We start from the raw sequence: 20,606 nt of genomic DNA, 5'->3' as shown, positions 1-20,606 counted from the left end.
GCGCTGCGCCTCAGACGCCGCCGCGGCGGATCAGCTTGCCGCTGGGCGTGCGGCCGTCGATCTCGCTGCCGCGAAGGAACGTTTTGCGGACGACGCCGGAGAGCGCTTTGCCGTCGTAGGGCGTGATGGGGTTCTTGTGCTTGAGCTTGGTGACGTCGACGACGAAAGCGTCGTCCGGCGCGAAGATGGAGAAGTCCGCGTCGTAACCGAGGGCAAGCTGGCCCTTGTTGTGCAGGCGGGCCAGTGCGGCCGGCTTCTCAGCCATCCAGGACACCACCTGTTCCAGGTGATGCCGCGGTGCCGGGCCTCGGTCCAGATCAGGGACAGCCCCAGCTGCAGCGATGAGACGCCGCCCCAGGCCACGGCGAAGTCGCCGTTTTCCAGGTCTTTCAGGTCCAGGGTGGAGGGGGAGTGGTCCGAGACGATGCAGTCGATGGTGCCCTCCTGCAGGCCCTTCCAGAGCAGCTCGCGGTTGGAGGCCTCACGGATCGGCGGGCAGCACTTGTAGGCGGTGGCGCCGTCGGGGATTTCCTCGGCCATCAGGGTCAGGTAGTGCGGGCACGTCTCCACGGTGAGGTGAACGCCGTCGCGCTTCGCACTGGCGATCATGGGCAGCGCGTCGGAGGACGAGAGGTGCAGGATGTGGGCGCGGGCGCCGGTCCAGCGGGCGCGCTCGATGACCTCGGCGATGGCCTTGTTCTCGGCACCGCGCGGGCGGGAGGCCAGGAACGTTTCGTAGTGGTCACCGCCCGGGTGCGGGGCGCGGTCGATCGCGTGGGAGTCCTCGGCGTGGACGATCATCAGGGAGTCGAAGGACTTGAGCTCGGCCATGTCCTCCTCCATCTCGTCTGCTTCGAGGTGCGGGAATTCGTCCACGCCGGAGTGCAGCAGGAAGCACTTGAAGCCGAAGACGCCCTCGTCATGGAGGCCGCGGAGGTCCTTCTTGTTGCCCGGTACGGCACCGCCCCAGAAGCCGACGTCCACAAACGCCTGGTCCTCGGCCACTTCGCGCTTGAGCTTGAGGTTCTCCACGGTGGTGGTGGGCGGGATGGAGTTCAGCGGCATGTCGATGATGGTGGTGACACCGCCGGCGGCGGCTGCGCGGGTGGCGGAGGCGAAGCCCTCCCACTCGGTGCGGCCGGGCTCGTTGACGTGGACATGGGTGTCCACGAGGCCGGGGATCAGGGTTTCGTCGTCGGCCAGGTCAATGACCTGGCCGCCGGTGAGGCCGTTGCCGAACGGTTCGATGGCGACGATCACGCCGTCGCGGATGCCCACTTCACGGGCGGTGATGCCCGCGGTGGTGAGGATGCGCTGGCCACGGATGACCAGGTCAAACGCGCCGGCCGCCAGGGTGGTTTCTTCAGACATGGACGTTCTCCTTGGTGTCGGTACGCGCTGCACTTGCAGGCAGGTGCATGCCGATGTGCTTACCTAATTCTTCAAGCAGCGGGCCTGCTTCGGCCATACATTTCTCTACATTGTTTTCAAAATCGGTCAGGGCGTGAACTGCCCTGAACCCGGCTTCCGTGAGCTGTTCCTGGCTCAGCGTACTGCGGCCGCAGACGGCAATCACGGGAATTCCGGCGCGCGCGGCGGCGCGGGCCACGCCCATGGGGGTCTTGCCGAGCAGGCTCTGCTCGTCCAGGCTGCCTTCGCCGGTGATCACCAGGTCCGCGCCGGCCAGCCGCTGCTCCAGTTCAGTGAATTCGAGTACGACGTCGATGCCCGGCCTGCGTGCCGCGGCCAGCGCCGCGATGGCAATGTAGCCGACGCCGCCGGCTGCACCTGCGCCGGGTGCGACGGCGGCATGCTCGGCGCGGACGCCGATCTCGCCGGCAAGGACCGAGACAAAGTTCGTCAGCGCCGCGTCCAGCGCGACGACGTCACTCGGCGTCGCGCCCTTCTGCGGTGCGAAGATCGAGGCGGCGCCGCTGGGCCCCAGAAGGGGATTGTCGACGTCGGATGCCAGGGTGAAGCGGGAATCCTCCAGCCGGACGTCCAGGCCGGAGAAATCGATCCGGTCCAGGCGGGCCAGGGCGGCCCCGCCGCCGGGGAGCTCGTTGCCCTCGGCGTCCAGGAGCACTGCCCCGAGGCCCTGCAGAACTCCGGCGCCGCCGTCGGTGTTGGCGCTGCCGCCCACACCCAGGATGAACTTGCGGCAGCCCAGGTCCAGGGCGGCCCGGATCAGTTCGCCGGTGCCCAGGCTCGTGGCGGTGGTGGCCGTTCCGGAGTCAGGGCTGCCGCCTGCGATGACGGAGGGCAGCAGCGCGAGCCCGGAAGCTGCGGCCATTTCGATCACGGCCTCCCGGCCGCGGACCGCGAAGTCGGCCCGAACCGGCTGGCCGGTGGGGCCGGTGACGGTGGCGCTCCGGCGGGTGAAGCCGGAGCCGACGGCGGCGTCGAGGGTGCCCTCGCCGCCGTCGGCCACCGGAATGAGTGTGGTCTCGAGGTCCGCCACAACTGACTGCAGTCCCGCGCTCAGGCGGCTGGCGACGTCGGGGGCGGACAGCGAGCCCTTGAACTTGTCCGGGGCGATGACCACACGCATTCCGGTACCTCCTATCGGTTTCTGACTAGTCCAGCAGGGCGATGATCGCGGTGGGGGCGTCCTCGCCGCGGGCGGCCAACTCCTCGAACTCGTTCACGGCGTTGATCTCAACGCCCATGGAGATGTTGGTGATCTTTTCCAGGATCACTTCAACCACCACGGGAACCTTGAACTCGTTCATCAGGGCCTTGGCCTTGTCGAACGCGGCCGGCAGGTCCGCCGGGTTTTCCACGCGGATGGCCTTGCAGCCCAGGCCTTCGGCCACCTTGATGTGGTCCACGCCGTACCCGTTTGTTTCCGGTGAGTTGATGTTCTCGAACGCCAGGGACACGTTCTGTTCCATCTCGAAGCCGCGCTGCGACTGGCGGATCAGGCCCAGGTACGAGTTGTTCACCACCACGTGGATGTACGGCAGGTTGAACTGCGCGCCCACGGCCAGCTCTTCGATCATGAACTGGAAGTCGTAGTCACCGGACAGGGCAACAACGGTCTCGTCCGGCTTGCCGCGGACTACGCCGAGGGCGGCCGGGGCGGTCCAGCCCAGGGGGCCTGCCTGGCCGGCGTTGATCCACTTGCGCGGGCCGAAGACGTGCAGCATCTGTGCGCCGGCGATCTGCGAGAGGCCGATGGTGGAAACGTAGGTGGTGTCCTTGCCGAACGCCTTGTTCATCTCCTCGTACACGCGCTGCGGCTTGATCGGCACGTTCTCGAAGTGCGTCTTGCGCTGCAGGGAACCCTTGCGTGCGGTGCACTCGGCAACCCAGCCGGAGTAGTCCGGCAGGGACTTCGCTGCCTGGCGCTCGCGTGCCAGCTCAATCAGCCCGTCCAGCGCCGCACCGGCGTCGGACGCGATGCCCAGGTCCGGCGAGAACACGCGGCCGATCTGGGTGGGCTCGATGTCGATGTGCACGAACTTGCGGCCGGCCGTGTAGGTGTCCAGGCCGCCGGTGTGGCGGTTGGCCCAGCGATTGCCGATGCCGATCACGAAGTCGGAGGCCAGCATGGTCTCGTTGCCGTAGCGGTGGCTGGTCTGCAGGCCCACCATGCCGGCCATCAGGACGTGGTCGTCCGGGATGGTGCCCCAGCCCATCAGGGTGGGGATGACCGGAACATTCAGCAGTTCGGCCAGTTCCACCAGCTGCGTGGAGGCGCCGGCGTTGATGATGCCGCCACCGGCCACGATCAGCGGGCGCTCGGCTGCGGTCAGCATGTCCAGGGCCTTCTCCAGCTGCTTGCGGGAGGCCGTGGGCTTCTGGACCACGATGGGCTCGTAGGCGTCGATGTCGAATTCGATCTCGGCCATCTGCACGTCGAACGGCAGGTCCAGCAGAACCGGGCCCGGACGGCCGGAGCGCATCAGCTGGAAGGCCTTCTGGAAGGCGCCCGGAACCTGGCCCGGCTCCATGATGGTCATGGACAACTTGGTGACCGGGGCGGCGATGGTCTGGATGTCCACGGCCTGGAAGTCTTCCTTGTGCAGCTTGGCCACGGGGGCCTGGCCGGTGATGCAGAGCATGGGGATGGAATCCGCCCAGGCCGCGTACAGGCCGGTGATCATGTCCGTGCCGGCAGGGCCCGAGGTGCCGATACAGATGCCGATGTTGCCGTCCTGGGCCCGGGAGTACCCGTCGGCCATGTGGCTGGCGCCCTCAACGTGGCGGGCCAGCGTGTGGCGGACACCGCCGTTCTTCCGCATGGCCGAGTAGAACGGGTTGATTGCCGCGCCTGGCAGGCCGAAGGCCTCGATGGCGCCTTCCTTTACCAGAATCGCGACGGCAGCGTCAACAGTGCGCATCTTCGTCATTGTGTACTCCTTGAAAGTCTGTGTTTTTCGGTGGCTGAGCTTGGTGAAGCCCGATTTTTGGTGTGCTGAAGATAGTTTTTGTCCAGATAACGCCGTGTAGAGGGGGAATTGAGGGCGTTATCTGGACAAAAACTATCGGTTGGTCGCTAGGCCTACTTGCGGCCGCTGAGCTGCAGGACCTGCTTGAAGAGGCCGGAGTGGTCGAGGCCGCCGTCGCCCTGGTTGACGGTTGCGGCGACGAGCTGTGCGACGACGGCGCCAAGCGGGACGGCGACATTGGCTTCGCGGGCTGCCGAGGTGACGATGCCGAGGTCCTTGTGGTGGAGGGCGAGGCGGAAGCCGGGGTCGAAGTTGCGGTCCAGCATCTTCTGGCCCTTCTGCTCCAGGACCTTGGAGCCGGCCAGGCCGCCGCCGAGGACCTTGAGGGCCGCGTCCGTATCGACACCGTAGGCCTCGAGGAAGGCGATCGCTTCGCCCAGGACCTGGATGTTGACGGCGACGATCAGCTGGTTGGCTGCCTTGACGGTCTGGCCGGATCCTGCCGGGCCGACGTGGACGATGGTCTTGCCGACCGCATTGAGGACGTCCTGCGCTGCCTCGAAGTCGGCTGCCTCGCCGCCCACCATGATGGAGAGTGCGGCGTTGATGGCGCCCTGTTCGCCGCCGGATACCGGGGCGTCGAGGGGGCGGATGCCGGCCTCCTGGGCGTCGTCGGAGAGGCGCTTGGCAACGTCCGGGCGGATGCTGGACGCGTCGATCCAGAGGGTGCCCTTCTTCGCGTTGGCGAAGACGCCGTCCTTGCCGCTGACTACACCCTCAACGTCGGGGGAGTCCGGCACCATGGTGATGACGACGTCGGCGTCCTTCACGGCGTCCGCGATGCTCGTGGCACCCTGGCCGCCTTCGGAGACGAGCTTGTCGATCTTGTCCTGGCTGCGGTTGAAGCCGGTGACGGTGTGGCCGGCTTTGACCAGGTTGATGGCCATGGGCAGGCCCATGATTCCGAGTCCGATGACTGCAACGTTGCTCATTGTGGTTCCTTTGCTGAAAGTCTGATGGTGGATTAGCGGGCGACGCGCTGGCGGATGGCCCAGGCGAACGCGGTTTCCGCCGGTTCCTTGTATTCGAGGCCGATGTAGCCGTCGTAGCCGAGTTCGCGGCTGCGGGCGATCCATTCGCCGAGAGGAAGCTCACCGGTTCCGGGAGCCCCGCGGCCGGGGTTGTCGGCTATCTGGATGTGGCCGAAGTCCTTTGCGTGCTTTTCGATGACGGTTGCGACATCGTCGCCATTGACTGCCAGGTGGTAGAAATCCGCGAGGAGCTTGATGTTCTCGACGCCGGATTCCGCCTTGACGCGGGCGATGACCTTGAGTGCGTCTTCGGCCGTGAGGAGCGGGTACTTGGGGGCGCCGCTGACGGGTTCGAGGAGGACGGTGCCGCCGATGCCCGCGACGCCGGCAGCTGCCGCGGCGAGGTTTTCGGCGCCGACGGCGTCCTGCTTCTCGGCCGATTCGCCGTCGATGCGGTTGCCGTAGAGGGCGTTGAAGGCCTTGCAGCCCAGACGCTCGCCGATGCCGGCAACGACGTCGATGTTGTCCAGGAATTCGGTGGAGCGGGCGGGCCAGGAAACCAGGCCGCGGTCGCCGCCGGGCATGTTGCCGGCGTTGAAGTTCAGGCCCGTGAGCTGGACGCCTGCGTCCTTGATGGCGTTCTCAAACCCGGTGACCTGGGCGTCCGTGGGGACGGAGGTCTCGAAGGGCCACCAGAACTCGACGGCGTCAAAGCCAGCAGCCTTTGCGGCTGCGGGGCGCTCGAGCAGGGGAAGCTCCGTCAAGAGGATGGAGCAGTTCACTGTGTACGTCATCGTAGGTCCTTCCGGGGAGGGGCTTTGATCTATCTTCCGCTGTCTTGACCCTATGCGGGTTTCCGCTTTGTGGAATTTAGATTCTGCTTTATGAAAAGTTTAGGGAAGGTGGACGCTGGAGTCAAGGGGAGTGTCGGGACGGGCGGGGGCTGGAAGAGGCCGGTGGGACTTGCCGCAGCTCAGAACGCCGCACGGCCGCCGGGACGCGTCGAATCCCGTTTGGGCTCCTTGCGGTCCCGCCGCGCGTAGGTGCGGGCCCTTTCGCTTGAGAGGGCGGGGATCAGCGGGATGTCCAGGGTGAGGCCGGGCAAGTTTGTCTTCAGTGTTCACGTAAATCCAGCGGGTCGACAGTAGGCCGTGTCGGCTTGTTTCCGCCTGGCCGGGCCAGCCATTGCCGCGGAACCCCGATCAGACCTGAGGAGAGGATCGGAACCGGGGCAACACCGGCGCTCGTGGGATATTTCGCGCGATAGCCTGAACATTGAACCCAGCCCCACCCGGAACGAGGATTTCCCCATGGTCACACGTGCCGACATCGACGAAGCCGCTGCCCGGATTGCCGGGCGGATCCGCATCACGCCCGTGCTGGCGGCAGACCGCGGCCCATTCCCGGACGACGTGTGGTTCAAGTGCGAGTTCATGCAGCACGCCGGCACCTTCAAGGCCCGGGGCGCGTTCAACCGGGTCCTGGCCTGCCGGGAGCGCGGCGAACTGAAGGACGACGTGGGCATCGTGGTGGCCTCCGGCGGCAACGCCGGCCTCGCCAACGCCTACGCCGCCGCGGAAGTCGGCGTCCCGGCCACCGTATTCGTTCCCGAGACCGCCCCGGCCGTGAAGGTCAAGAAGCTCTGGGCCATCGGCGCCAACGTCATCCAGCACGGTGCCGAATACTCCGAGGCGTACAACGCCGCGATGGCCTACGCCGCCGAGACCGGCGCGGTCTACTGCCATGCCTACGACCAACCCGAGATCGCTGCCGGCGCCGGCACCATCGGAACCGAGCTGCTGACGCAGCTGGGTCACGTGGACACCGTAGTGGTGGCCGTGGGCGGTGGCGGGCTCATGGCGGGGGTCGCGGCCGCCGTGGAGGGCCGGGCCAAAGTGGTGGGCGTCGAGTCTGAATCCACGCCCACCCTCCATGCCGCGCTCGCGGCCGGGGCACCCGTGGACGTGGCCGTCTCCGGGATCGCCGCGGACTCCCTGGGGGCCCGGCAGATCGGCCGGATCGGCTTCGAAGTGGCCGTCCGTACCGGCGTCCGCGCCGTGCTGGTCACCGACGAGGACATCGTTGCCGCCCGCTCACTGCTGTGGGAGCAGTACCGCATCATCGTGGAGCACGGCGCGGCCACGGCCTTCGCCGCCCTGCACTCCGGCGCCTATATTCCGGCGGACGGGGAACGCGTTGCCGTGATCCTCTGCGGGGCCAACACGGATCCCGCCACGGTCTGAGGCCGGCGCGTGCCCTGAGGCCCTACTGATCGACCACAGCCACGTCCCTGCCGTTGAGCGGCTGGACCGGCCGGTTGTTGCCCGCGTGCGCCGCGCGCAGTGCGGCGAGTTGCCCGACTCCCAGCTCGACGGTGGTCTCGAGGAGCAGCCAGCGCACGCCTTCCGAGCAGGGCGGTGTGGTCAGGCTGCCGTCATACGCGACATGGTCCAGTGACGCCGGGAACAGTGCCGGGAAGTCCACGACGCCGGCCGCCACCTTCTGCCCATCGGCTGCGGCAGGCACACCGTCCGTGAACGGCGCCCACGCCGCATTGGTAGCCCCAACAGTGGCGAGGATCCCGATCACGGCAAGCCCGCCGTCGTCGGCCTGGTGGACGAAATGGAACTCGGCCTCGTAGCGGACGCCCTCCAGCGTGTGCTCGGACGGTGCGTGGAAGTGCATCTGCTTGAAGTCATACTGCTTGCCCTCCACTGTTATGCCCTGGGCCGTGAGGGCGCGCAGCTCGGTGGTGTGGCCGTTGTCGGTCATCTCGCCCTCCGAAGCCGAATAGGCCAGCGTGATCGGCGCCGGCCTAATGCCGGAAGCACCTCCGACGTCGATGGGGGACTGGGCGGTGCCGGAAGAGCAGGAACCGAAATCGGAGCTCAACGCGCCCCAGTGATCGGGGCCTTCGGCGCCGTCGTAGGACCAGGCGTGGGGCGCTGCGGGGGTGGCCGGCGAGGGTGCCGGGACCCCGGCGGCGGGCTTGCCGCAGCCGGTGATCAGTGCCACCAGCCCCAGGCCGGATCCAACTAGCAAAGACTTCCTGGTCATTATTGTGGCGCTGCGCATTTCCATCCTTCGGGTCGTGTAAGTCCGTACCGGAGAGCCCGGCCGGACCTACGACGACTATCACGGGGCCCGGTGGCAGGTCTTGTCACAGAGCCTCGCTGCAGGATGTGACCCACGGTGTTGCCGGGGTGCAGGTTCCCGAAGGGGTCCCGGGCTACAGAACCTTCTCCAGGAACGACCGGATGCGCGGGTTGGTGTTGCTTTCGGCGAAGAACTCTTCCGGCGGGAGGTCGGCGGCGATCTTTCCGCCGTCGATGAACACCACACGGTCCGCCACTTTGCGGGCAAAGCCCATTTCGTGGGTGACCACCACCATGGTCATGCCGTCGGCGGCGAGGCCGGCCATGACATCCAGGACGTCATGGACCACTTCGGGGTCCAGGGCGCTGGTGGGTTCGTCGAAGAGCATCACTTTGGGGTTCATGGCCACGGCGCGGGCGATCGCGATGCGCTGCTTCTGGCCGCCGGAGAGTCGGTTCGGGTAGACGTGCGCCCGGTGGGTCATGTTGACTTTTTCGAGCAGTTCCATGGCGCGTGCTTCCGCGTCCTTTTTGCTGACCTTCAGAACATCCATCTGCGGAAGCATGACGTTTTTCAGGGCCGTCATGTTGGGGAACAGGTTGAACTGCTGGAACACCATACCCATGCGGGAGCGCAGGCGGTCCAGGTCCACTTTCGGCGCCAGGAGGTCCTCGCCGTCGAATACAACGTGTCCGGAGGTGGGCGTCTCGAGTAGGTTCAGGCAGCGCAGGAAGGTGGACTTGCCGCCGCCGCTGGGGCCGATGACGGCGACAACTTCGCCGGGCTCGATGGTGAAGTCGATGCCTTTGAGGACGTGGTGGTCACCGTAGGACTTGGTGATGTCTTTCGTTTCCAGGAGTGCCATTAGATGTAAACCGCCATCTTCTTCTCGATTGCGTTTGCGGCCAGGCCGATGATGTTTGTGAGGACGTAGTACACCAGGCCGATGAAGACGTACACCGTCAGTGCATCGAAGGTGCGGGAAATGATGGTCTGACCCACCAGGAACAGTTCGCTGATGGTCACGAAGGACACCAGCGCGGAGTTCTTGGTCAGGGAGACGAACTCGTTCCCGAGCGGCGGGAGCATGCGCAGGAAGGCCTGCGGGATGATCACGTGGCGCAGCGCGGAAGCGGAACTCATGCCGCAGGACCGGGCGGCTTCCATCTGGCCCTTGTCCACGGACTGGATAGCGCCGCGGACGATTTCCGTGACATAGGAGCCGCTGTAGAGGCCCAGGGCCAGGATGCCGGCCACCATCGGCGAGAGCTGGATGCCCAGCTGCGGCAGGCCGAAGTAGATGAAGAACAGCTGGACGATGAACGGGGTGCCGCGGACCACGGAGACGTACACCTTGCCGATCCAGCGGATAGGCCGGATATGCGAGAGCTTGGCGAAGCCGCCCAGCATGCCGAACAGCAGGCTCAGGGCCAGTGACAGCGCGATGATCTGCAACGTGGTTCCCAGGCCCTGCATGAGCGGGCCCCAGGAGTTGGTGATCGAGGAGACGTTGAAGAGGCTGTGCTCCTTGGTGGGCCCGGTGGCGGTGCTGGATTCGTCGCCGAACCACTTGGCGGTGGCCTTGGTAAAGTCGCCGGATGACTGCATGTCCTTCAGTGCCGTGTTGAACGCCTCGCGGATGTCCGAATCACTTTTCTGGAACGCGAAGCCGTAGTTCTCATTCGTCAGGCGCTCGCCGACCTGCTTCAGGCCGCCCTGCTCGTGGATGAAGTACCGGCCGCCGGGCTGCCCGGTGACCACGGCGTCGGCCTGGCCGAGTTTGACCGAGGAAAACATCTGGTCGTTGGTCTGGACCTGGACCAGTTCGGCCTGCGGCTGGTTCTGGCGCAGCCACTCCACGGACTTGGTGCCTACCTGCACGGCAACCTTCTTGCCGGCGAGGTCCGCGAGCGTCTTGACGGTGTCGTTGGACGTGGAAACGAACATGCCCAGGCCGCCGGGGTAGTAGATCTCGGAGAAGTCCACCACCTTGGCGCGTTCGGGGCTGATATAGATGGCGGAAGCGCCGACATCGATCTGGTTTGCCTGCAGCGCCGGGACGATGTTGCCGAACGGCATCTGCACAAACTCGACGTTTTTGATGCCGGACTTGGACGCGAGCTCTCGCACAACGTCGATGTCGAAGCCGATCTTGGTGCCGTTGGCATCGGTGAATTCAAACGGCGGGAAGGAGGCGTCGGTGCCGACCTTAAGGGTGCTCTTGCCGGAGCGCAGATCTGCCAACTTGCCGGCGGACGGGGTTGCCGGGGTGGTCTCGGCCTGGGCTGCCGGCGCGGCCAGCCCCAGCAACACGGCCAGAAGGGCAGCCGTCGTGGCAGCCCATCCGAATCGCGGGAATCGGTTCTTCATCTGTGCTCGTTTCTGGGGAGGGGAGTCGGACGTCCGGCTACGCATGCCGGTGCCCGGATCGCTCGGTGGCGATGGTGTGGATGAGGCGTGCGGCCGTGCGGGCGGTGCGGGAGTCGACGTCGAATGTGGGGTTCAGTTCAACGACGTCGACGACGGTGAGCTTGGGGGAGCGGGCCAGGTGACGGCATACGTCCAAGACAACGGAAAGGGGAACCCCGTACGACGCCGGTGCGCTGACGCCGGGGGCGACGTACGCGGGAAGGACATCGAGGTCGATCGTCAGGTAGAGGACGTCCACGGAGTCGATGAAGTCCTGCGTGAACTGGCGGACCTGCTCAACCCTGGACTCGGTGCATTCCTCGTCCAGGAGGTACTTGACGCCGAGGTCCCGGGCTGTCTGGAACAGTGCCTCGGTGTTGCCGGGCTGGCTGATGCCCAGCACCGTGTAGTTGAACCCGTGCCCCAGGGCTTGCTCGGCCGCGGCCACTTGCCGGAAAGGGGTGCCCGACGACGGGACCTCTTCGGCGCGCAGGTCGAAGTGCGCGTCCAGGTTGATGATGCCGACGCGGCGTCCATCGGTGACCTGGCTTGCGCGCAGGCCCGTGTAGGTCCCGAAGGCGGTTTCGTGGCCGCCTCCCAGGATGACAGGCAGGTGGCCTGCGTCCAGGGCCAGGCAGACGGCCGCGCCGAGGCGCTTTTGGCCGTCCTCGAGGTTTCCGTCCACAACGCTGGTGTCGCCAAGGTCTTGAACCACGAGGTTCGCCGGGGCCGCCATGGGGGCGAGGGCGGAGCGGATGCTTGCAGGACCGTCGACGGCGCCGACCCGGCCCTTGTTCCGCCGGACGCCTTCATCGCTGCGGAATCCCAGGATGGCGATCCCGGCAGCGCCCGTCTGGACAGCGCCGTTCTGGACCGTGCCGGCCTGGGCCATGTTCACTGCGTGGTGCCAGCGCCGGTGTTCCGGGCCGGGACCGTCGTCGCGGCCCGTCCACGTGTGTTGGATGGTGGGGTTGGTCATCGGGATCCTTCTCCATGTCCGAGCGCCAATGCGGCGTCACGGGTGCTTGCTATGAGTTGCTTTTCGCGCCGGATCGCCCGGTCCGCGGGAGCCATGGTGCTGACGGCACCCAAAAGCCGGCCGCCGTCGTCGAGCACGGGGAAACTGACGCCCCAGACGCCGGCATCCACCGCCCCGTAGCTGAGGCCGAAGCCGCGGTCCTGAACGATCTGGAGCTCGTGGTTCAGGTCCTCTGCGTCCTCCTGGCTCAGTCCAAGGCCTGCCACGATCCTGCCCTGTTCCTGGGGGTCCAGATGCGCGAGCAGGGCCAGCGCGCTGGCGCCCCTGAGCAGGGGGAGTGAGCGGCCCGGCGAGTAGCTGCAGCGCAGCATCTGCGGGCCCTCGATGGCATCCACGCAGAGTGCCTCAGCACCGCGGACCACCAGGTAGGCGGCCAGTTCCTGGGTCTCATCGGACAGCAGCTGTAATTGCTCCGAGATGCGGCCCTTGACCATGGCTTCCTGGTGGAAGTTGGCGGCGAGGCGCAGCGTTTCCGGGCCAGCGCTGTACTGGCCGCGGCGCCGGGTCTGCGCCACCAGCCCGGACTGCATCAGGAGTGCAAGGTGCCGGTACACGGCGCTGGTGGGGATGCCCGTCGTTTTAGTGATCTGGGCTGCAGTCAGGGTCCGGTGCCTCGCGAATTCGAGCAGGATGTCAACGAACCGCGAGGCGTTGCCTTCCGATATCACGGAATGGCTCGGATCTGTGTGCATAAAAGCGACGTTAGTGGCTGGAATCACAGACAGCCTTAAGATGTTCCCATAGGGTGGGAATTTATTTTCCGCCGGGTGGGAACTGGCCGTTAACGCAAAATCGCCGGAACCGTGTCCGGGTCGCCGCAAATTTGCAGCGACCCGGCATGGTTCCGGCGATTTAGGCGGCCGGCCACTAAAGAGGCGGGCCGGTAAGCGGCGGCCTAGGTGAGGCGGATCTGGCGGTTCATGTCCTTGTAGAGCAGGTAGCGGAACTCGCCCGGGCCGCCCGCGTAGCAAGCCTGCGGGCAGAAGGCGCGCAGCCACATGAAGTCGCCGGCCTCCACCTCAACCCAGTCGTTGTTGAGCAGGTACATGGCCTTGCCCTCCAGCACGTACAGGCCGTGCTCCATGACGTGGGTCTCCGGGAACGGGATGACCCCGCCCGGCTGGAACGTCACGATGTTCACCTGCATGTCATGGGCCAGGTCGCTGGAATCCGTGAAGCGGGTGGTTTTCCAGGCGCCGTCGGTGTCCGGCATCGCGGTGGGTTCCACCTCGGAATCACTGGTGACGAAGGACTTGGCCTCGTAACCCTCGAGCCGCTCATAGGCCTTGCGGATCCATTGGAAGGAAACGACGTCGTCTGAGACGTTTTCCAGGCCCCAGGTGGCACCGGCGGCCAGGTAGGCGTAGCCGCCTTCCTCGAGCTGGTGCAGTTCGCCGTCGAGCGTCAGGTTGACTTTGCCCTTGGTGACGAAGATGACCCCTTCGACGCCTGCCTCAAACTCGGCCTTGGGGGCGCCGCCGCCGGGGCCGATCTCCACGATCAGCTGGGAGAACGTGGTGGCGAACCCGGAGATCGGCCGGGCCAGGATCCAGGACCGGGTGTTGCTGAAACCGGGCAGGGTGCTGGTCACGATGTCCGTCATGACGCCCTTGGGGATGACCGTGTAGGCCTCCGTGACGATTGCCCGTTCCGTGGTCAGATGCGTCTGCGGCGGCAGGCCGCCCTGTGGGGTGTAGTACTTGCCCATCGTGGGATCCTTACTTCGAAGTGGTGTGTGCCAGCCGCGGGTGCGCCAGCGCGGTCAGCTGGGAAAGTTCGACGCCGGCGAGCGCCTGGACCTCTTCGGTCCCCACTGCGCCGCATTGGACGCCGCGCAGGACAAAGGCGGCCAGGGCCCGGGCGGTGGCGGGTTCGTCCATGACCCCGCCTTCGGTGTGGTCGACATAGTTGCGGAGGCGTGCCGCGGCGGCCGGGAGGCCCTCGCGGTAGAACGCATACGTGGCTGCGAACCGGCTGGGCAGCTGGGCAGCATGCAGGTCCCAGCCCTGGTAGTAGCCCCGCTCCAGCGAACGCCGGACGAGCCGTCCGTGCAGCTTCCAGGCATCTTCGACCGCGTCACCCACCGGGATGATGTTGGTGGAACCGTCCGAGAGGCGGATACCCGTGCCCGCAACGGCCAGCTGCATGACTTCCTTGGCGAAGTCCGCCACCGGGTGCTCCATGGACTGGTACTCGGCCGAGATCTGCAGCGACGCGGAGTAGTCGTAGGTGCCGTAGTGCAGGGCGCTGATGCGCCCCGGAACCACGTGCGGCAACTGCGCCACGGGGGAGGTGCCGTCCGGCCCGAGGATCAGCTGCGGCGTTTCCACCTGCACCTCGAAGCGGAGCCGGCCGGCGGGAAGACCGTGGACTTCCTCCAGCCGGGACACAGCAAAGTCCATTGCCTGGACCTGGGCCACGGTTGTGACCTTGGGCAGGGTCAGGATGAGCCCGGCAGGCAGTTCGCCGGCCTGCGCGAGCGTGGAGACGAACAGGTCAAGGGTTTTCAGGCCGCGGGCCCTGGTGGGCGCCTCGAAGCACTTGAACCGGATGCCGATGAACGGCGGTGCGGTGCCGGCGGCAACTGCTTCGCTGACAGCCCGGGCCGCGGCAACCGTGGCAGCGTCCTCTGCTTCGTCGCCGCGGTCGCCGTAGCCATCCTCGAAGTCGAGGCGCAGGTCCTCGATCGGTTCGGTGCGCAGCTTGGCCGCGACCCGCGAGGCTACTGCCCCGGCGAGTTCGGCGTCCTGGCCCAGCAGCGCGCCGAGCTTCTCGAACCCGCCGTGTGCCTCCGCAGTCGTGAGCGCCTGGGCGCCCCAGTCGGCAGCGAACGACGGCGTGAAACGGTCCGCCGGCACGTACACGGTGTGCACTGGCTGGCGGGTGCCGTCGTCGCCCGGGTAGTTCCGTTCCAGCAGCTGGTCGGTAGCGGCCAGCTGTGCGTCGATGGCGGCGAGGTCCGCCGCTGAGAGCGACGGCGTGGGGGAGACCGCCATGCCTCAGCCCACCAGTTCGTAGGCCGGGGTGGTGAGGAAGTCCGTGTAGTCCTCGGACAGGCAGATCTCGGCGATCAGCTTGCTGGCGGGCTGGTAGTACCGGCGGAACGCCTCGTCCCCGAATTCGGTCCGGAGCCGCTCCGTTTCCTCGCCCAGGATCTTTTCCACCAGTTCCCGGGTGACGGTGTTTCCGGTATCCGCCAGAACGGACTTGTTGCGGATCTGCTGCCACACCTGCGAGCGGGAGATCTCGGCGGTGGCGGCGTCCTCCATCAGGTTGTGGATGGCCACGGCGCCGTTTCCGGAGAGCCAGACCGCGGTGTAGGCGACGGCGACATACAGGTTCAGCCGCAGCCCGCTTTCGGTGACCTGGCCGTCGGCCGAGGCGATGTCCAGCAGCTGGTCCGCCGTGACCGAAACGTCGGGGCGCTGCTTGTCCAGCTGGTTGGCGCGCTCGCCGAGCACGGCGTCGAACACCTCGCGGCAGGTGGGGACCAGGTCCGGGTGGGCCACCCAGGAGCCGTCGAACCCGTCGTTGGCCTCACGGGTCTTGTCCGCGCGGACCTTGGCGAAGGCGGCCTCGGTGACCTCCGGGTGGCGGCGGTTGGGGATGACGGCGGCCATGCCGCCCATGGCGAAGGCGCCGCGCTTGTGGCAGGTCTTCACCAGCAGCTCGGTGTAGGCGCGCATAAACGGTGCGGTCATGACCACCGAGGCGCGGTCCGGGAGTACAAATTCCTCGCCGGCGTCCCGGAAGTACTTGATGATGCTGAACAGGTAGTCCCAGCGTCCGGCGTTCAGGCCTGAGGCGTGGTCCCGGAGTTCGTAGAGGAGCTCGTCCATTTCGAAAGCGGCCGGGATGGTTTCGATCAGCATGGTGGCGCGGATGCTGCCCTGCGGGATGCCGAGGAAGTCCTGGGCGAAGACGAACACCTCGTTCCAGAGGCGGGCCTCGAGGTGCGATTCCATCTTGGGCAGGTAGTAGTACGGGCCGTGGCCGTTGAGGAGCAACTGCTTGGCCGTGTGGAAGAAGTGCAGGCCGAAGTCCACCAGCGCACCCACCGCGGGTTCGCCGTCGATCAGCAGGTGCTTTTCCGGCATGTGCCAGCCGCGCGGACGGGCCACCACAACGGCGAGCGGAGCGTCAGTGCGGAGCTTGTACTCCTTGCCTTCCGGCGACGTGAAAGCCAAGGTGCCCGTTGCGGCGTCACGCAGGTTCAGGATGGCGTCGATGACGTTGGCCCACGTGGGCGTGCTGGCGTCCTCAAGGTCCGCCAGCCAGACCTTGGCGCCGGAGTTCAGGGCGTTGATGGCCATTTTGGCCGGGGTGGCCGGGCCGGTCATCTCGACGCGGCGGTCACGCAGCGCGGCGGGTGCCTCGGCGACCTTCCAGTCGCCGTCGCGGATTTCCTGCGTCTCCGGGAGGAAGTCCAGGCGGCTGGTGCGGGCCACGCCGTCGCGCTTGGCCTGGCGGGCCTCGAGCAGCCCGTTGCGCGTGCCGGCGAAGCGCCGGTGCAGCTCCTCCAGGAAGGCCAGGGCCTTCGGGGTGAGGATCTGTTCCGCGCGGTCGACCGGCTGGCGGTCGGTGACAGTGATAGCCATATTCGTAAGTCCTTATCTAGAGAGCGCGGGCTGCGTTTGCGTGCGCAGCTGCAGCTACCGCAGCAGCCACATCGGCGGCGACATGAGGATCGAAGACGCTGGGGATAATGTAGCTGGCATTGAGCTCGTCGTCAGCTACCCGGTTTGCAATCGCGTCTGCGGCGGCCACCAGCATCTCCGGCGTGATATCGCTGGCACCGGCGTCGAGCAGTCCCCGGAAGAAGCCCGGGAAGGCCAGCACGTTGTTGATCTGGTTGGGGAAATCGCTGCGGCCCGTGGCCACCACGGCGGCGTGCCTGGACGCGATGACGGGGTCAATCTCCGGCGTCGGGTTGGCCATGGCGAAGACAATCGCGTTCTCGGCCATGGCGGCAACCTGCTCTTCGCCGATCACATGCGGGGCACTGACGCCGATGAAGACGTCGGCGCCGGTCATGGCCTCGTGCAGGGTTCCGGAGAAGCCGTCCTCGTTGGTGTTCGCGGCAATCCAGGCGCGGTGCTCGTCGTCGTACTCCTTGCCCGAGTGGATGGCTCCGGAGCGGCCGGCGGCAACGATGTGCTGCGCGCCCTGGGCCTTGAGGAGCTGGATGATGGCCGAGCCTGCAGCGCCGACGCCGGAGACAACAATGCGGACCTCGGAGAGCTTCTTGTCCACCACACGCAGGGCGTTGTGGAGGGCTGCCAAGGTGACGATCGCGGTGCCGTGCTGGTCGTCGTGGAAGACGGGGATGTCGAGTTCGTCGCGCAGGCGCTTTTCAATTTCAAAGCAGCGCGGCGCCGCGATGTCCTCAAGGTTGATGCCGCCGTAGACGGGGGCCATGGCCTTGGCGATCATGATGATTTCCTCGGTATCCTGGGTGTCCAGGCAGACCGGCCAGGCGTCGACATTGGCGAACTGCTTGAACAGTGCGGCCTTGCCTTCCATGACGGGCAGGGCCGCGGCGGGGCCGATGTTGCCCAGGCCCAGGACAGCCGAACCGTCGGTGAGGACGGCGATGGTGTTGCGCTTGACGGTCAGGTTGCGGGCCGCCGACGGGTCCTCCGCGATGGCGAGGCAGACGCGGGCGACGCCGGGTGTGTAGGCACGGGACAGGTCGTCACGGTTGCGCAGGGCCACCTTGGGGACCACCTCGAGCTTGCCGCCGAGGTGCATCAGGAAGGTGCGGTCCGAGACGTGCTGGACCGTGACGCCGTCGAGCGCGTTCAGGGCATCCTTGACGAGGGCGGCGTGGTCGTCGTCGGTGGTGTTGCAGGTGACGTCCACAACCAGGGTGTCGTGGTGGGATTCCGTGACGTCAAGCGCCGTGATGGCGGCGCCGGCTGCGCCAACGGCGGCAGCGAGCTCACTTGTGGCGGTGAAGCTCGACGGCGCCGCGACGCGCAGGGTGATCGAATTTCCGGGGCTCGGGTTCGCCATTGAATTTCCTCCTCGTTGGGTCCGTTGCCGGACCACTGGTGCAACCGAATGTTTTCGTATTATGGATATTATTATCTACAAAGTGGAAATGCAACCCCTTGATGGTCATGTTTGGGGACATCGCGTGGGGCTTGTGGGTGCTGTATGTTGAGTGTTCTAAGCAACTCTTTTCACGATGTGGATAAGAGATGTCAGAATCCGAGCCATAGGAGACAACGGAATGGCTGAAAAAGCCTCCGGAGGCGTGCAGTCCGTAGAGCGCGTCTTCGAACTGCTGGAACTCATCACAGACGCGGGCGGTGACGTGACGCTCAGCGAGCTCTCCTCCTCCACGGATCTGCCCCTGCCCACCATCCACCGTCTGCTGCGCACGTTGGTCTCGCTTGGCTACATCCGCCAGCTGCCCAACCGCCGTTACGCACTGGGCCCCCGGCTGATTCGGCTTGGCGAAGGCGCCAGCAAGCAGCTTGGTGCCGTGGCACGCCCGCAGCTGAAGAACCTCGTGGACCGCCTCGGCGAAACCTCCAACATGGCCGTGCTGGACTCGGACATGGTCATTTATGTGGCCCAGGTGCCGTCCATGCACTCCATGCGCATGTTCACCGAGGTGGGCCGCCGTGCCCACACGCACGACACCGGCGTGGGCAAGGCGATCCTGGCCCAGCTGGACGACGAGGTGGTGCGCGGCATCGTGGCCCGCACCGGCATGCCCACCCCCACGGCCAAGAGCATCGGCGACGTTGATGCCCTCCTCGCCGATCTCAAGCTGATCCGTGAACGCGGCTACTCTATCGACGAGGAAGAGCAGGAGCTCGGCGTGCGCTGCTTTGCGATGGCCGTGCCCAACGCGCCCACCCCTGCCGCCATCTCGGTCTCCGGGCCGATCAGCCGCGTGGACCAGAGTTTCGCCGACCGCGCCGTGCCGCTGCTGCGCCAGGCCGCGATGGCCATCTCTGCGGAGCTCAACCAGAACTGACCCGCCCAACCACAACAGCGTCCAATCACAACAGCGCGAACTGGCAGCAAATGCCCTCAGGTTCCACATTTGAGGGCATTTGCTGCCAGTTCGCGCTTTGCGTGGTGGCTGTGACGCTAGTGCTCAGACTTTGAGGACTCCACCGGGACTTCCTGGCCTTCCGCGTCGATCAGCTTGCCGCCTTCGTAGCGGTCGCCGTCGGTAAGGCATTTGAGGTCTTCTTCCCGGACTACCCGGCCGGTGCCCGCCACGAATACGGACTGGTTTTCGGAGTTGCCGGCTTTGAGGTGGTTGAAGAGCAGGTTCAGCAGGATGGCCATCACGGCGGCGGAGCTGATGCCGGAGTGGAAGATCGTGGCGAACCAGTTGGGGAATTTGTCGTAGAAGGCCGGGGCGGCGATCGGGATCATGCCGAAGCCGATGGAGGTGGCCACGATGATGAGGTTCATATTGTTGCGGTATTCGACCTTAGCCAGGGTGCGGATGCCGCTGGCAGCGACGGTGCCGAACAGGACGATGCCTGCCCCGCCCAGAACCGCTGTGGGAACGGCGGCCACTACGCGGCCGAGGACGGGCAACAGTCCCAGCAGGACCAGGATCACGCCGCCGGCTGCCACCACGTAACGGCTCTTGATCTTGGTGACGGCTACCAGGCCGACGTTCTGGGCGAAGGCACTCTGGGTGAATGATCCGAACACCGGGGCGAGGAGGCTGGAGCCCATGTCAGCGCGCAGTCCGGCAGCAATTCGCTTCGAATCGATTTTGGTTCCGACGATCTCGCCAACGGCCAGAATGTCGGCCATGGTCTCCGTCAGGATAACCAGGACGACGATCACCATGGAAATGATCGCAGCTACTTCAAAGGTCGGGGCGCCGAGGTGGAAAGGCGTGGGGAACGCAACGATTGGGCCTTCCCCGACTTTGGAGAAGTTGGCCATTCCGGTCACCACAGCCACCAGGGTTCCAATGACCATGGCCAGCAGGATCGATAGCCGGGAAATGGTGGCATTGCCGAGCTTGCTGAGCAGAAGAACGAGGGCAAGGGTGATGGCGGCAAGCCCGATGTTCTCCATGCTCCCGTAGTTCTCGGCTTTTCTGTTCCCACCCATCGACCAGTTGGCAGCCACCGGCATGAGTGTCAGACCGATGGTGGTGATGACGGTCCCGGTTACGACCGGTGGGAAGAACCGCACGATTTTGGAAAAGACCGGAGCGATCAGTAACCCGATGGCCGCCGAGACGATCACGGCGCCGAAGACGGACTGGATTCCCCCCGGGCCCGTAACGATGGCCACCATCGTGGCCACGCTGGCGAAGGAGACGCCCTGGACCAGCGGCAACTGGGAACCGAAGTACGGGATACCCACGGTCTGGAGAATGGTGGCAAGCCCGCCCATGAAGAGTGCCGCGGCGATCAAGACTCCGATATCGGCAGGGGCGAGACCCGCAGCCTGGCCGACAATCAGCGGTACCGCGATGATGCCGCCGTACATGGTCAGGACGTGCTGGAAGCCGTAGGCGAAGCTGCTCCCGAGGGACAGTCGCTGGTCTTCGGGGCGGTCAGTACGCTGGCGGCGGGTCTTGACGGTGCCGACGGACTTTTTCTTGAGGTTCATGGCAGACTTTCTGGTTCATGGCAGACGTCT

At 66.0% G+C, this 20,606-nt stretch carries 17 protein-coding genes and 1 pseudogene; 2 read left to right on the top strand and 16 right to left on the bottom strand.

What is annotated here, in order from left to right; translation table 11 throughout:
* Positions 1-10: 10 nt before the first annotated feature.
* The 6 genes and pseudogenes from allB to ACQCS0_RS18245 form a co-directional block, all read right to left on the bottom strand.
* Positions 11-1,371, bottom strand: a pseudogene (allB, locus tag ACQCS0_RS18270) (allantoinase AllB).
* A complete protein-coding gene (locus ACQCS0_RS18265; protein WP_354154484.1) occupies positions 1,364-2,551 on the bottom strand; it encodes a glycerate kinase in 1,188 nt (395 codons plus the stop codon). Before ACQCS0_RS18265 ends, allB begins: the two are co-directional and overlap by 8 nt.
* Before the next feature lie 25 nt (positions 2,552-2,576).
* Positions 2,577-4,355 (bottom strand): glyoxylate carboligase, encoded by a 1,779-nt coding sequence (gene gcl, locus ACQCS0_RS18260; RefSeq protein WP_354154485.1) that lies wholly within the window; start codon positions 4,353-4,355, stop codon positions 2,577-2,579.
* A 152-nt stretch (positions 4,356-4,507) separates the two neighbouring features.
* Positions 4,508-5,530 (bottom strand): 2-hydroxy-3-oxopropionate reductase, encoded by a 1,023-nt coding sequence (locus ACQCS0_RS18255; RefSeq protein WP_426939951.1) that lies wholly within the window; start codon positions 5,528-5,530, stop codon positions 4,508-4,510.
* Positions 5,419-6,219, bottom strand: coding sequence for a hydroxypyruvate isomerase family protein (locus ACQCS0_RS18250; protein ID WP_426939950.1), 801 nt, complete (start codon positions 6,217-6,219; stop codon positions 5,419-5,421). Before ACQCS0_RS18250 ends, ACQCS0_RS18255 begins: the two co-directional genes overlap by 112 nt.
* Positions 6,220-6,398: 179 nt before the next feature.
* The gene (locus ACQCS0_RS18245; protein WP_426939949.1) at positions 6,399-6,530 is read right to left on the bottom strand and encodes a hypothetical protein; all 132 of its coding nucleotides are present in this window, start codon (positions 6,528-6,530) and stop codon (positions 6,399-6,401) included.
* Between the two features lie 205 nt (positions 6,531-6,735).
* Here ACQCS0_RS18245 and ACQCS0_RS18240 point away from each other — a divergent pair, with 205 nt between their 5' ends.
* Complete coding sequence (locus tag ACQCS0_RS18240) at positions 6,736-7,668, top strand: threonine/serine dehydratase (RefSeq protein ID WP_426939948.1); 933 nt, start codon at positions 6,736-6,738, stop codon at positions 7,666-7,668.
* Between the two features lie 22 nt (positions 7,669-7,690).
* On the opposite strand, the gene ACQCS0_RS18235 is transcribed toward ACQCS0_RS18240, so the two are convergent.
* From ACQCS0_RS18235 to ACQCS0_RS18195, 9 genes are all read right to left on the bottom strand, one after another.
* Positions 7,691-8,500 (bottom strand): carbonic anhydrase, encoded by an 810-nt coding sequence (locus ACQCS0_RS18235; RefSeq protein ID WP_426939947.1) that lies wholly within the window; start codon positions 8,498-8,500, stop codon positions 7,691-7,693.
* A 154-nt stretch (positions 8,501-8,654) separates the two neighbouring features.
* Positions 8,655-9,386, bottom strand: a complete 732-nt coding sequence (locus ACQCS0_RS18230; protein WP_426938894.1) for an amino acid ABC transporter ATP-binding protein — start codon at positions 9,384-9,386, stop codon at positions 8,655-8,657.
* Positions 9,386-10,891 carry an ABC transporter substrate-binding protein/permease gene (locus tag ACQCS0_RS18225; RefSeq protein WP_426939946.1) on the bottom strand — a complete coding sequence of 502 codons (1,506 nt, stop codon included), beginning with the start codon at positions 10,889-10,891 and terminating at the stop codon, positions 9,386-9,388. The genes ACQCS0_RS18230 and ACQCS0_RS18225 overlap by 1 nt, the downstream gene beginning before the upstream one ends.
* Before the next feature lie 37 nt (positions 10,892-10,928).
* Positions 10,929-11,909 carry a formimidoylglutamase gene (gene hutG / locus ACQCS0_RS18220; protein ID WP_426939945.1) on the bottom strand — a complete coding sequence of 327 codons (981 nt, stop codon included), beginning with the start codon at positions 11,907-11,909 and terminating at the stop codon, positions 10,929-10,931.
* On the bottom strand, positions 11,906-12,661 hold the full coding sequence (locus tag ACQCS0_RS18215; RefSeq protein ID WP_354222530.1) for an IclR family transcriptional regulator domain-containing protein: 756 nt from the start codon (positions 12,659-12,661) through the stop codon (positions 11,906-11,908). Before ACQCS0_RS18215 ends, hutG begins: the two co-directional genes overlap by 4 nt.
* A gap of 203 nt (positions 12,662-12,864) precedes the next feature.
* Complete coding sequence (locus ACQCS0_RS18210) at positions 12,865-13,677, bottom strand: bifunctional allantoicase/(S)-ureidoglycine aminohydrolase (protein ID WP_354222528.1); 813 nt, start codon at positions 13,675-13,677, stop codon at positions 12,865-12,867.
* 10 nt (positions 13,678-13,687) lie between these two features.
* Positions 13,688-14,965 (bottom strand): DUF6986 family protein, encoded by a 1,278-nt coding sequence (locus ACQCS0_RS18205; RefSeq protein ID WP_354222526.1) that lies wholly within the window; start codon positions 14,963-14,965, stop codon positions 13,688-13,690.
* 3 nt (positions 14,966-14,968) lie between these two features.
* Positions 14,969-16,567 carry a malate synthase A gene (gene aceB / locus ACQCS0_RS18200; RefSeq protein ID WP_354183772.1) on the bottom strand — a complete coding sequence of 533 codons (1,599 nt, stop codon included), beginning with the start codon at positions 16,565-16,567 and terminating at the stop codon, positions 14,969-14,971.
* 16 nt (positions 16,568-16,583) lie between these two features.
* The gene (locus tag ACQCS0_RS18195) at positions 16,584-17,984 is read right to left on the bottom strand and encodes an NAD-dependent malic enzyme (protein ID WP_354222524.1); all 1,401 of its coding nucleotides are present in this window, start codon (positions 17,982-17,984) and stop codon (positions 16,584-16,586) included.
* Between the two features lie 220 nt (positions 17,985-18,204).
* On the opposite strand from ACQCS0_RS18195, the gene ACQCS0_RS18190 reads away from it, so the two are divergent.
* Entirely contained in the window at positions 18,205-18,960 is a 756-nt protein-coding gene (locus ACQCS0_RS18190) for an IclR family transcriptional regulator (RefSeq protein WP_354154498.1), read from the top strand.
* A gap of 116 nt (positions 18,961-19,076) precedes the next feature.
* On the opposite strand, the gene ACQCS0_RS18185 is transcribed toward ACQCS0_RS18190, so the two are convergent.
* Positions 19,077-20,576: a nucleobase:cation symporter-2 family protein gene (locus ACQCS0_RS18185; RefSeq protein ID WP_354154499.1), complete on the bottom strand. Its 1,500-nt coding sequence runs from the start codon at positions 20,574-20,576 to the stop codon at positions 19,077-19,079.
* Between the last annotated feature and the right edge of the window lie 30 nt (positions 20,577-20,606).

The organism is Pseudarthrobacter sp. S6 (genome assembly GCF_050156575.1).
Classification (GTDB): domain Bacteria; phylum Actinomycetota; class Actinomycetes; order Actinomycetales; family Micrococcaceae; genus Arthrobacter.
This window is presented reverse-complemented; position numbering and strand designations above follow the sequence as displayed.